Here is a 13456-nt window from a genome sequence, read left to right as displayed (position 1 = left end):
TCCCAGCTCTCTTTTTCTGTTTCATAGGAAATTGTGTCCTATGAAATAAAAAACGCATCGCGGGGATGCGCACTCGCGCGAAGCAGAAACATGTCGCAAGTGACCGCGCGAGACGCCCGAATGTGCCAAGGCACATCCTTGTTTGTATAAAAAGCGGTTTCAGTGAATAAAGATAATAGGAAGACAGAATACTAAGAATGAATTAGGCAGTTGAGAAAAAACATTGAATCCGCGTGTAAGATGGAAAGAGCGCAGAAAAGAGGAAAATATGATTCGGGCAAATCGTGAAAACAGGGAATGGGAAAATGAAGCGTGGGACAAGCAGGCAGATAAAGTGGGAGAAAGTCGGGAACAGGCGCAGGAGGATCCGATTCAGAAGCGTGAAAATGGACAGACGGATATTACGGGAAAGAATGGCAATCACATTGAATTAATCTCGATCATCGGAGAGATAGAGGGACATGAAAATTTGTCCGGCAATACGAAAACGACGAAATATGAGCATATTCTGCCTAAGCTGGCGGAGATCGAGGAGAGCGGTGAGACGGAGGGAGTTTTAGTCCTGATTAACACGGTGGGCGGCGATGTAAGCTGTGGACTGGCACTGGCGGAGATGATTGCTTCGCTCAGCAAACCGACCGTTTCACTGGTCATCGGAGACAGCCATTCGATCGGTGTGCCGCTCGCAGTGGCGGTCGATCACTCTTTTATTGTCCCGACCGGGACGATGATGGTACATCCGGTGCGGATGACGGGGATGGTGATCGGTGCCGTGCAGACGTATGATTATTTTGAAATGATTCAGGATCGTATTTTAAGCTTTGTGTCCGGACACAGTCAGATCTCCTATGAGCGCCTCCGGAGCCTGATGCTCAATACGGAGATGATGACAAAAGATCTGGGAACGGTCCTGGTTGGCGGGGAGGCGGTCCAGGAGGGACTGATCGATGAATGCGGCGGGATCCGGGAAGCGCTTGCATGGCTGAACCGGGCGATCGATGGGAAGAAACAGGAAATAGATGCACACGACCGGATGACGAACACGGATTTTAGTGAAAATTTGAAAAGAAGGTAGAACATACGTGCGAAAATTTTAGGAAAGCGTTGCTTTTTTCCCTGAATTTGGGTATACTGAATGAGATAATAAGAATGTAAAATGAGAAAAGCAGTCTGCGGGAGGCTGTATTTTGTGAAACAGGAGGAACCGCAGATACATGGGAAATGTTGGAGGCATGAGACAGGTGGCAGATACAAGCAGGAAAAGACAGAGTACAGAGCGTGCCGGGGAGACAGCTGGGACAGAGAAAAAAGCCGGGCGATCCAGAAAGTCCCCTGCGGCGAAGAAAGCGGAGGAGACGCTGAACGAGAAAAAGAGTAGGGGGAAGAAGAAAGCTTCGTCCGGAAAAGGTACCGAGAAGGGAACAGGAAGCCGAAGCCGCGCCAGCCAGGCGCCGGAGCCGGTGGAGAAAAGTGGTACAGGGGCATTTATGGGAACGGAAGTGGCGATTATTGTATCATTTGCAATATCGGTACTTTTGTTTTTGAGCAATTTCGGGCTTTGCGGCTTTGTCGGAAGTTTTCTGCGATCGACTCTGCTTGGCGTATTCGGCGTGATGGGGTATCTGGTGCCATTCCTTTTATTTATGGGAACTTGTTTTTATCTTTCAAACCGAGGCAACCAGAAAGCCGTAGCCAAGTTGGTGGCGGTTGGCGAGGTGCTTCTGGCATTTTGCGGACTTTCCCAGCTTCTTATGGGAGGCGGTCAGCATCTGGACTGGAATCTGGGCGATTATTACGCGCAGGCAGGCGGAGGCGGTTTTATCGGTGGCATTCTGATGTTGCTGTTGTGCGGAACAGTGGGAACGATCGGAGCAGTTCTGATTCTGCTGGTGCTTTTGGCACTCGGTGCTGTGTGCATTACGGAGCGTTCCCTGGTAAACTTCGTTAAACAGGGCAGCGGAAGGGCATATGAGTATGCGAAAGAAGATATGAGCCGCCGCCGTGAGATACATGAGGAGAAAAAGGAAGAAAAACGCCGTCTGCGGGAGGAGCAGCGGGTCCGTGGCGTTGATCTCGAGGGTGCCAAGCTGACCGAGCTGCCAGTGATGCGGAATTTCTCGGAAGGAGTCCCGGAGGGAACCGTGCTGGGACCGGAGGATGCACCGGAGGAATTTCGTGAGATGCATGGAAGGCAGGAAAACTTGCAGGATGAGGCCGCGGCTTATGATGATTGGACCGATGTTCCGGCAGAGGGAAAAAATCTGGCACAGGATTCCGGACAGGGAGTAGAGAAGGAGAATCCGGCAGATGTATTTCGCGGGCAGATATTCCACGGTGGCGGAGCGGTAGAACCAGAACCGATGGAGTATGAAGAAGAGCCGGTGGAGCATGAAGAAGAGCCGGTGGAATCGGAGCAGGATACATATGCATACGCTGGTTCAGAATCCCAGTTTCAGGAAGAATCGGAGCGCGAGACGGCGCGGGCAGTAAAGGAGACAGAATTTGCAGAGGAGCCTGCAGAGACAGAGGACAGTGCGAGCGACCAGCTTCTGAAACGCCTGTATGTACGCCGTGATACCCGGACGATGGAAGAATTTGCCGGCGGCGAGAGTCAGAAAGGTCCAGGCTATTATCCGGTAGAGACACGGGAGAAACCGGCTGCGGAGGCGGCGTCCGGTTTGACCGCAGAGGAGGTTCATACAGATTTAGGGCATCAGGATGTCTTTGAGCCATCGGAAAACGAGTGGGAAACCGTTTCGATGGGGAATGAGGATGAATGGAACGAACCTATATCTGGGGAAACGGATTCCGAACCAATCGATGGCTATTATAAGACGCTGGAATCAGAGCGGGGCGAGACAAAGGGCAGTTTCTTTGTCCCGGAGGATTCCAAAACGGTCGTGACCGCATCCGGAAAGGTGATCGAGACAGATACAGAGGCGATACAGAAAAAACTGGAGCAGAAACGGGAAGAACGAAAAGCACTTCCAGTTGAGGAACTGACGGTTCCAGAGCAGATCGAGCGCAAGGAAGAGGAAGAAAAGAAGATCCAGAAAGAATACATATTCCCGCCATTGACACTTTTAAAACGCGGTACGGGACAGACCGATTTCTCGGATCAGGAGTACCGGGAGACAGCGATCAAGCTGCAGCAGACGCTCCAGAACTTCGGCGTGGGCGTGACGGTTACAAACATCAGCTGTGGACCGACGGTTACCCGCTATGAGCTTCACCCGGAGCAGGGTGTCAAGGTCAGCAAGATTGTAGCGCTGGCGGATGATATCAAGTTAAATCTGGCAGCGGCGGACATCCGTATCGAGGCACCGATTCCTGGCAAGGCGGCGGTCGGTATCGAGGTTCCGAACAAGGAGAACCATGTGGTTCTGCTGCGCGATCTGCTGGAGTCAGAGGCATTTAAGAAATATCCGTCCCGGCTGGCATTCGCGGTCGGAAAAGATATCGCAGGTCAGACGGTTGTCAGCGACATTGCGAAGATGCCGCATCTTCTGATCGCGGGTGCGACCGGATCGGGTAAATCAGTCTGCATCAATACGCTGATCATGAGTGTGATTTATAAAGCGAAGCCGAGCGAGGTCAAGCTCATCATGATCGACCCCAAGGTGGTTGAGTTAAGTGTATACAACGGTATTCCGCATCTTCTGATTCCGGTTGTGACCGACCCGAAAAAGGCGTCCGGCGCCCTCAACTGGGCGGTGGCAGAGATGACCGACCGTTACCAGAAGTTTGCAAAATACGGCGTGCGCGATCTTAAGGGTTTCAATGCCAAGGTTGAGTCGATCGCGGATATCGACGATCCGAAGAAACCGGAGAAACTGCCGCAGATCATCATTATCGTGGATGAGCTTGCCGATCTGATGATGGTAGCGCCGGGCGAAGTAGAAGATTCGATCTGTCGTCTGGCCCAGCTGGCGCGTGCAGCGGGCATTCATCTGGTGATTGCGACGCAGCGACCATCGGTCAATGTCATCACCGGTGTGATCAAGGCAAATATTCCGTCGAGAATTGCTTTTTCCGTCTCTTCCGGAGTGGATTCCCGTACCATTATTGATATGAATGGCGCGGAGAAACTGCTCGGAAAGGGCGATATGCTGTTCTATCCGTCGGGCTATCAGAAACCGCAGCGTGTACAGGGCGCGTTTGTGTCCGACAATGAGGTTTCGGATGTGGTCGGATTTTTGAAACAGGAGGGGCTGACCGCAGAGTACAGCGCCGAGGTTGAGTCCAAGATCCGTTCGACGGCGATGGATGCGGGCTTTGGCGGCGGTGAGCGCGATGCCTATTTTGCACAGGCAGGTAAATTTATTATTGAGAAAGACAAAGCATCCATCGGCATGCTGCAGCGTATGTTTAAGATTGGCTTCAACCGTGCCGCGCGTATCATGGATCAGCTTGCAGATGCAGGCGTGGTCGGTGAGGAAGAAGGCACGAAGCCGCGTAAGGTGCTGATGAGCATGGAGCAGTTTGAAAACATGATGGAAGAAGGATATTAAAAAGCGAAATCATTATAAAATATCAAAATCAGGAGGTATCCTATGAAGCTTAAAAGCTGGCTGAAAGAATTGCCGTATACATTATTGCAGGGCAGCCTGGAGACGGAGGTTGACGAGGTGGTCTACGATTCAAGAAAGGCGGCGCCGGGGACGGTGTTTGTGTGTATGCGCGGGGCAAACGTCGATTCGCATACCTTTATTCCGGATGTGGTTGAAAAGGGCGCGCCGGTTCTGGTGGTCGAGCATCCGGTTGAGGCGCCTGAGAACGTGACGGTCATTCAAGTGGAGAATGGACGGAACGCGCTATCGCTTCTTTCGGCGGCACGTTTTGATTATCCGGCGCGGAAGATGACGGCGATCGGTGTGACCGGCACGAAGGGAAAGACGACTACCACTTATATGATCAAGGCGATTCTGGAGGCAGCCGGACAGAAGACGGGTCTCATCGGAACGAACGGCGCTGTGATCGGTGAGAATCATTATCCGACCAAAAATACGACGCCAGAATCCTACATTTTGCAAGAATATTTTGCAAAAATGGTGGAAGCGGGCTGCCGTTACATCGTGATGGAGGTTTCTTCCCAAAGCTACCTGATGCACCGGGTAGATGGACTTTTCTTTGATTATGGAATTTTCCTGAATATTTCCAATGATCATATTGGCCCGAATGAACATGCAAGTTTTGAAGAATATCTTTACTACAAAAAGCAGCTTTTGAAAAACTGCCGGACAGCGCTCGTCAACCGCGATGATCCGTACTTTGATGCGATCGTAGAAGGGGCGACAGCAGAGATCCTGACCTTTTCATTGGAACAGGCGGCTGATTTTACAGCGGATGACATTCACTATGTACGCGAACATGATTTCGTGGGCGTCGAATTTCAGACGCATGGACGATATGAGAGCGATCTGCGTGTCGGCATTCCGGGCAAATTTAACGTGGACAATGCGCTGGCGGCAGCGGGCGTGTGCAGCTTCTTTGATCTGCCGAAGGAGAAAGTCTGCCATGCGCTGGAACATATCCAGGTCGATGGACGGATGGAGATTGTATATAAATCAGCAAAGTGCACCGTGATCGTTGACTACGCCCACAATGCGGTCAGCATGGAAAGTCTTCTTCTGACGCTGCGCGACTACAAGCCGAAGCGTCTCGTCTGCGTCTTCGGATGCGGCGGCAACCGGGCGCGCGATCGCCGGTACTCGATGGGAGAGATTGGCGGAAAGCTGGCAGATCTGTCGATCATCACGGCGGATAATTCCCGCTTTGAGAAAGTGGAAGATATTCTGGCAGATATCAAGGTCGGACTTGCAAAAACCGATGGCAAATACGTTGAAATCCCGGATCGCCGCGAAGCGATTGAGTACAGCTTGTCCCATGCGGAAGATGGCGATATCATCGCGATCATCGGAAAAGGGCATGAGGATTATCAGGAGATCGAGGGCGTGCGCTATCATTTCCTTGACCGGGAAGTAGTGCAGGAGACGGTGAAGAAGCTGCATATGTAATCAATTTGGAGGCAAAATATGGACCATATTACAGTCAGACATATCGTGGAAGCAGTGTCGGGAACACTGCTCTGCGGAGATGCAGATACGGAGTTAAAACACATCAGCATTGATTCCCGGAGTATGCGCGGGGCGGATCTGTTTGTTCCGCTGATCGGGGAGAAATCAGACGCGCATCGTTTCCTGGTTCAGGCGATGGACAATGGGGCGGCAGCCGCACTGACTTCGGAGCATGAGGCGGCACCGGAGGGCTTTCACGGCGCGCTGATCCAGGTGAAAGATACGAAACTGGCATTGCAGACGATCGGGCGCTGCCTGCGGGCACGTCTTTCTATCCCGTTAGTTGGTATCACCGGCAGCGTGGGAAAGACGACGACGCGCGAAATGGTGGCGGCGGCGCTTTCAGCGAAATATAAGACATTCAAGACACCGGCAAACCACAACAGCCAGATCGGTGTGCCACTCACGATCTCGGAGATTTCTGAGAATGATGAGATCGGCGTGCTGGAACTGGGAATGAGTGAGCCGGGCGAGATGGCGGTGATCGCGGAGATTGCGGCGGTGGATTCGGCAGTCATGACGAATATCGGTGTGACGCATATTGAGAATCTGGGCTCCCGCGAGAATATCTTAAAAGAAAAGCTGCATATCCAGGACGGTATGAAGGCAGGCGGAATCCTGTTTGTAAATGGAGATAATGATATGCTTTCCACCGTGCATGCAAAAGCAGGCTGCCATACCGTCCGTTATGGACTTGGAGCAGATAACGACTACCGCGCCGAGGATCTTTCATATCCGGATGGATTTCCGTCCTTTACGATGGTACACGGCGAGGTGCGCGTCCCGGTGAAGCTGACTGTTATGGGCGAGCACAATGTCATGAATGCGCTGGCTGCCCTGGCGGTTGCGGATGCCTACGGTGTGCCGCTTGCCGATGCAGCGGAAAAGCTGCTTGAATTTGGCGGGTTCAAGAACCGTCAGCAGATTTATCATAAAAATGGTTATACGATCGTGGACGATACCTACAATGCAAGCCCGGATTCGATGAAAGCGGCGATAGGTGTGCTTTCTTCCCTGCCGGCAGGACGCAGAATTGCGGTTCTGGCGGATATGAAGGAACTGGGAGAGAATACGATTCAGTTCCACCGTGAAGTTGGTGCGTTTCTGGCGGAAAAACCGGTCGATATCCTGGTTGTATATGGCGAACTGGCGCAGGCGATCGCCGAGGGAGCAAAGAAAGTCAAACCGGATCTGCATGTCGTTTCGTTTGAAGAGGACGAAAAAGAAGATATGCTTGACTGGCTGGATGCACAGATCGGTGAGGGAGATGCAGTCCTGTTTAAGGGTTCCAACAGTATGAAGCTGGGGGAGACGGCAGCGAGGTTTATCTCAGTCGAGAAGACTCCCACCTCTTCAGGTGGTAAGTAATAGCAAGTTTGTCTCAGTAGGAGTCCATTCTCCGACTGAGATAAACGCTCCGCGAGGATGCGCAGTGATTCTGTAAAGAATATGTCAGCTTCGCTGACCAGAATCACGCGCCAAATCTCACGGACGTTCGACTTGAATTAGAAATAGAAAGAGAAGGAATCATGGCGTATCAATACGCGGATATTATTATAGATATATCCCATGAGAAGGTGGATCGCCCGTTTCAGTACCGGATTCCGGCGCATCTGGCGGAGGAGATTACGGCGGGAACGTGCGTGACGGTACCGTTTGGAAAGGGTAATTCACTTCGGACTGGATATGTGGTGGGAATGGGAAATACGGCGGAGTATGACCCATCCCGCATCAAGGAGATAGCTGGGATCGCACCGGGCAGTATGTCGGTGCAATCTCAGCTTATCTGTCTGGCGTGGTGGATGCGGGAACGTTATGGCGCGACGATGAACCAGACGCTCAAAACCGTACTTCCCGTCAAGGAAAAGATAAAACCGCGCGAGAAAAAGACGCTGCATTGTCTTTTAAACCAGGAAGAGCTGGAAGCGGCAATCCTGGCGGCACAGAAGCGGCATTATAAGGCGCGGGTGCGGCTCCTTGAGGCATTCCGGGACAATCTGGATATTCCGATGGAATTTGCCCGACGGGAGCTTGACCTGACCCTGGCGACGATCCGCCCGATGGAGGAACAGGGACAGCTTTCAGTGAAAGTTTCCCGTGAGGAACGCGGGTTAAACCATGCAAAACTGCCGCGTCCAGCCGGACAGACCGTGCATCTCAATGAAGAGCAGCAGGCGGCGGTTGACCGTTTCTGTGAGGATTATGAGACGGGGAAACGTGAAACGTATCTGATTCACGGCGTTACGGGAAGTGGAAAGACCGAAGTCTACATGGAGCTGATGGCGCGTGTCCTGCGGGATGGAAAGCAGGTGATTCTGCTGATCCCGGAAATTTCGCTGACATATCAGACGGTGATGCGGTTTTACCGGCGATTTGGCGATCAGATCGCGATTCTGAATTCCCGTCTCTCTGCGGGAGAACGCTATGATCAGTGGGAACGGGCGGCGCGGGGCGAGGTTTCCGTGATGATCGGACCGCGGTCGGCGCTGTTTGCCCCATTTTCCAATCTGGGACTGATTCTGATCGACGAGGAACATGAGGGCGCCTATAAGAGCGAGACGATGCCGCGCTATCATGCAAGGGAAGTAGCGGCGGAGCGCGCCCGGCTTTCCGGGGCTTCGCTGGTCTTGGGCTCAGCGACTCCTTCTCTGGAATCGTATCTGCGGGCGCAGAATGGCGAATATGTGCTTCTGCCCCTGCATCACCGGGCAGTGGCGGGAAGTATCCTGCCGAAGGTACAGATCGCTGATATGCGTGCGGAGATGCAGGTAGGCAATAAATCGGTGTTCAGCCGGACGTTGGATGCAATGTTGACAGAGAGACTCGCACGTGGCGAGCAGGCGATGCTTTTTATGAACCGGCGCGGCTATTCCAATTTTGTTTCCTGTCGTTCCTGCGGAAAGGCGGTGACCTGTCCGCATTGTGATGTTTCCCTGACACTACACGGGAAGAACCGTCTGGTCTGTCATTACTGCGGCTATACGATTCCGCTGATGAAGCAGTGTCCGTCCTGCGGATCACCGTATATTGCCGGGTTTGGGGCCGGAACGCAGAAGATGGAAGAATTTACGAAAATTCGGTTTCCGGATGCGAGGATCCTGCGGATGGATGCGGATACAACGGCAAAAAAAGGCGGACATGAAGCGATTCTGGAGGCATTTGCAAATCGTGAGGCAGATATCCTGATCGGCACGCAGATGATTGTAAAAGGGCATGATTTTCCGGGAGTGACGCTGGTCGGAATCCTGGCGGCGGATCTTTCCTTAAATACGCCGGATTACCGCAGCGCGGAGCGGACGTTCCAGCTTCTGACGCAGGCGGCTGGCAGAGCGGGGCGCGCCGGGAAGCCCGGCGATGTGGTCATCCAGACGTACCGGCCGGAACACTATGCCGTGCAGGCGGCAGCGGCGCAGAATTATGAGCTGTTTTACAGCCATGAGATCAATTACCGGAGGCTGCTTCATTATCCGCCAGTCTGCCAGATGGCTGCGGTTTATTTTGCCTGCGGCGATGAGGTGGTGCTGGATGAATGTGCGGAAATGGCGGCGCGGCGGCTGCGCGAAAGTGCCGAGTGTATCGGTCCGGTTCCGGCACCGGTATACAAAGTTAATGACATCTACAGAAAAATTTTATATATAAAGTGTGAAAAATGTGCTATACTGGATCAAATCAGGGGTCAGATTGAAACCTTGGCTGCCGCAGATACAAAATGGCAGGCGGTCCAGATTCAATACGATATATCATAGAGAGGAAGAGTGTATAAAATGGCAATCCGATCAATTAGAACTATTGGCGATGAGGTACTGAAAAAAGAGTGTAAGGCAGTGACGGAGGTAACCGATCACACACTTGAACTGATAGAGGATATGTTTGACACGATGTATTCAGCCGGTGGCGTAGGTCTGGCAGCACCGCAGGTCGGTATCCGCAAACAGATCGTAGTAATCGACGTGGAGGACGGCAACCAGTATGTCCTGATCAATCCGGTCATCGAGGAAATGTCCGGCAGCCAGACTGGTCAGGAAGGCTGCTTAAGCGTTCCGGGCAAGGCTGGTCTGGTAACCCGTCCGAGCCACGTAAAGGTACGCGCGCTGAACGAAAAAATGGAAGAGTTTGTCCTGGAAGCAGATGATTTCCTGGCACGTGCGATTTGCCATGAGTGCGATCATCTGCACGGACATCTGTATGTGGAATTGGTAGAAGGTCCGTTAGAGGATGTAGCGGCAGAGGAAGAATAAAGCACATTGCCAGAATGAGAGAGAAACAAGAGTGGGGTGACAGGCAGATATGAAGATCGTATTTATGGGAACACCGGATTTTGCGGTTCCGACACTGGAAGCGCTCTATCAGAGCCGGCATGAAGTAGCGGCGGTGGTGACACAGCCAGATAAGCCGAAGGGACGCGGCAAGGCGATGGCAATGCCGCCTGTCAAGGAAAAAGCGCTGGAATATGGAATCCCGGTGTATCAGCCGGTGCGCGTCCGCAAGGATGAGGCATTTTTTGAGGAATTGACGAAGATTCAGCCGGATGTGATCGTCGTGATTGCATTTGGCCAGATTCTGCCGGAGCGGATTCTGAACCTGCCGAAATACGGCTGTATCAACATCCATGCGTCGCTTCTGCCAAAATACCGTGGGGCAGCCCCGATCCAGTGGGCGGTCATCAATGGCGATGAGGTCAGCGGTGTGACGACGATGCAGATGGATGTCGGTCTGGACACCGGAGATATCCTGGATACCGTGGAAGTACGCCTGGATCCGAAAGAGACAGGCGGCAGCCTGTTTGACCGCTTGAGCCTTGCGGGAGGAAAGCTGATTCTCTCCACGCTTGAGAAAGCGGAGGCGGGAATCCTGCATCCGGTTAAACAAGATGAGGCAGAGGCAACCCATGTGACAATGCTCGATAAGTCGATGGGGCAGATCGACTGGTCGATGGATGCGGCAGTGATTGAGCGCCTGATTCGCGGCTTAAATCCATGGCCGAGCGCTTATACAAAATTTGAAGGAAAAACCCTGAAAATCTGGTCGGCGGATGTCGAGGAAGATGCGGCGGGAAGGCCGTCACCGGAGACATTCGGACAGGTGGTACGTGTCGGTAAAGATGCATTCTCTGTCCAGACCGGCAAAGGGCTTCTCACAATTCGGGAACTTCAGCTGGAAGGCAAGAAGCGGATGGATACGGCGGCATTTTTACGCGGATATCCGGTGGAAACGGGAGTAAAGCTCGGATAAAATGAATGCTTCAGCAGGAACTGAACTGCTACAGGCAGCCAGGCGTTTGAAAGGAGTTGGAGTGATATGTACGGATACGGATATGGATATTACAGTATGTTTGATCCGACGATGATTCTGGTATTAATTGGTGTATTTCTGTCATTAGGGGCATCTGCGAAGGTGAAAAGCACCTACGCGCGGTTTTCAAGAGTCCGGAGCATGACTGGCATGACGGGAGCCGAGGCGGCGAGACAGCTTTTAAATTCACAGGGCATCTATGATGTCCAGATCCGCCAGGTGGCAGGCAGTCTGACCGACCACTATGATCCGCGGACCAAGACTGTGAATTTATCTGAGAGTGTATATGGTTCTACTTCGGTCGCGGCGATCGGTGTTGCGGCGCATGAGTGCGGACATGCGATGCAGGATGCATCTGAGTATGTTCCGCTGCGCCTGCGCGGTTCAATGGTGCCGGTGGTCAACATCGGCGCACAGCTTTCCTGGCCTATGATCCTGATTGGTGTCCTGATCGGCGGCATGGGATCTCCGATCGTTTCACTTGGAATTCTTTTATTTTCCTTGTCGGTGCTGTTCCAGCTGGTGACGCTTCCGGTTGAGTTCAATGCATCCGCGCGTGCGGTACGTCTGCTTGATTCAACAGGGATTCTTCGCGGGGAAGAAGTTGGATATACCAAACAGGTGCTTGGTGCGGCGGCACTGACGTATGTGGCAGCGGCGGCTGGTTCGATTTTACAGCTTCTGCGTCTGATTATATTATTTGGAGGACGACGCGATGACTGATGGAACTGCGCTGCGTGAAATAGCGGTCGAAATTTTGACCGAGATTCTGGAAAAGGGACAGTATACACATCTGGCCCTTTTTCAGGCTCTTTCTAAATATCAGTATCTGGAAAAATCAGACCGCTCGTTTTTAAAACGGATTGTGGACGGGACGGTGGAGTATAAAATCCAGATTGATTATATTATCAACGCATATTCCAAAACAAAAGTTCATAAGATGAAACCGTTTATCCGCACACTTCTGCGGATGAGCGTGTACCAGATTTATTATATGGACCGTGTACCGGATTCGGCGGCGTGCAATGAGGCGGTGCGCCTTGCGAAAAAACGCGGATTTTCCGGACTTTCCGGCTTTGTAAATGGTGTGTTGCGTTCTGTGGTGCGTGGAAAAGGCAAACTGACCTTCCCGGATGATTCAGTGCGGTATTCAATGCCGGACTGGATTTTATCTCTCTGGGAGGAAAACTATGGGGCAGAGACGACGCACAGGATGGCACAGGCTGGTCTGGAGAAACGTCCGTTTATGGTGCGGTTTGCCGAGAGCCGTGCAGGGAAAGAAGAGATTCTTGCCTCCCTGTCTGCCCAGGGCGTGACGGCAGAGGAGACAGCGACGGGAAGCGGCGTTTACCGTCTGACGGGAGTGGACTATCCAGAGAGTCTGGATGCGTTCCGCGAAGGACTAATCCGGATTCAGGACCTGAGTTCGTCGCTGGCTGGTGATGCGGCGGGTATTAAAGAGGGTGATTTTGTACTCGATGTCTGTGGGGCACCGGGTGGAAAAGGGCTTCATGCGGCGGATCTGCTGCACGGAACTGGACAGGTTGAGATCCGGGATGTGAGTGATTACAAGGTATCTTTGATCAAGGAGAATATTGCCCGCAGCGGCTGTACAAACGTCTCTGCCTGCGCCTGGAATGCGTGTGAATTCGATGCTTCGATGGAGCAGAAAGCGGATGTGGTCATTGCCGATCTGCCGTGTTCAGGACTTGGCATTATCGGACGCAAGCCGGATATCAAATACAACGCTTCAATGGACGGAATCCGGGACCTGGCTGCATTGCAGCGGCAGATGCTGTCGGTGGTCTGGCAGTACGTGAAGCCGGGTGGAGTGCTGGTTTACAGCACCTGCACGGTCAACCGTCTGGAAAATGATGAAAACCGGGCATGGTTTTTAAACGAATATCCATTTGAGCCGGTTGATATCAGTGGTCGTCTGGGGATTGATTTTCAGGAAGACAGCCTGAAAGAGGGATACATCCAGCTCTATCCGGGCGTTCATCCTTGTGATGGATTTTTCATCTCTGTGATGAAAAGAAAAGGATAACTGGACGGAACAGTGTATGAATACAGGAAAGGCTCCGAGA

The 13456-nt window shown here is 52.4% G+C and carries 9 protein-coding genes; all 9 read left to right on the top strand.

All coding sequences use genetic code 11. The features are described 5' to 3' along the window. Window positions 1–268: 268 nt before the first annotated feature. The 9 genes from PG862_RS04075 to rsmB all read left to right on the top strand — a co-directional run bounded on the left by PG862_RS04075 (window position 269) and on the right by rsmB (window position 13416). Window positions 269–1075 carry a ClpP family protease gene (locus tag PG862_RS04075; protein WP_270706597.1) on the top strand — a complete coding sequence of 269 codons (807 nt, stop codon included), beginning with the start codon at window positions 269–271 and terminating at the stop codon, window positions 1073–1075. Window positions 1076–1487: 412 nt separating this feature from the next. Next, window positions 1488–4511, top strand: a complete 3024-nt coding sequence (locus tag PG862_RS04070) for a DNA translocase FtsK 4TM domain-containing protein (protein WP_408639992.1) — start codon at window positions 1488–1490, stop codon at window positions 4509–4511. A 42-nt stretch (window positions 4512–4553) separates the two neighbouring features. After that, window positions 4554–6017 carry a UDP-N-acetylmuramoyl-L-alanyl-D-glutamate--2,6-diaminopimelate ligase gene (locus PG862_RS04065; RefSeq protein ID WP_117795536.1) on the top strand — a complete coding sequence of 488 codons (1464 nt, stop codon included), beginning with the start codon at window positions 4554–4556 and terminating at the stop codon, window positions 6015–6017. 18 nt (window positions 6018–6035) lie between these two features. Next, the gene (locus tag PG862_RS04060) at window positions 6036–7445 is read left to right on the top strand and encodes a UDP-N-acetylmuramoyl-tripeptide--D-alanyl-D-alanine ligase (protein WP_117795534.1); all 1410 of its coding nucleotides are present in this window, start codon (window positions 6036–6038) and stop codon (window positions 7443–7445) included. 161 nt (window positions 7446–7606) lie between these two features. After that, window positions 7607–9823 (top strand): replication restart helicase PriA, encoded by a 2217-nt coding sequence (priA, locus tag PG862_RS04055; RefSeq protein ID WP_270706594.1) that lies wholly within the window; start codon window positions 7607–7609, stop codon window positions 9821–9823. 18 nt (window positions 9824–9841) lie between these two features. Beyond that, window positions 9842–10315, top strand: coding sequence for a peptide deformylase (gene def, locus PG862_RS04050; protein ID WP_022358693.1), 474 nt, complete (start codon window positions 9842–9844; stop codon window positions 10313–10315). A gap of 49 nt (window positions 10316–10364) precedes the next feature. After that, window positions 10365–11309, top strand: coding sequence for a methionyl-tRNA formyltransferase (fmt, locus tag PG862_RS04045; RefSeq protein ID WP_106999965.1), 945 nt, complete (start codon window positions 10365–10367; stop codon window positions 11307–11309). Window positions 11310–11375: 66 nt separating this feature from the next. Then, window positions 11376–12092: a zinc metallopeptidase gene (locus PG862_RS04040; RefSeq protein WP_118482174.1), complete on the top strand. Its 717-nt coding sequence runs from the start codon at window positions 11376–11378 to the stop codon at window positions 12090–12092. Continuing rightward, a complete protein-coding gene (gene rsmB, locus PG862_RS04035; RefSeq protein ID WP_118637202.1) occupies window positions 12085–13416 on the top strand; it encodes a 16S rRNA (cytosine(967)-C(5))-methyltransferase RsmB in 1332 nt (443 codons plus the stop codon). The genes PG862_RS04040 and rsmB overlap by 8 nt, the downstream gene beginning before the upstream one ends. Window positions 13417–13456: the final 40 nt, after the last annotated feature.

It is taken from the genome of Clostridium fessum, assembly GCF_027698965.1.
Lineage (GTDB): Bacteria > Bacillota > Clostridia > Lachnospirales > Lachnospiraceae > Otoolea > Otoolea fessa.
This window is presented reverse-complemented; position numbering and strand designations above follow the sequence as displayed.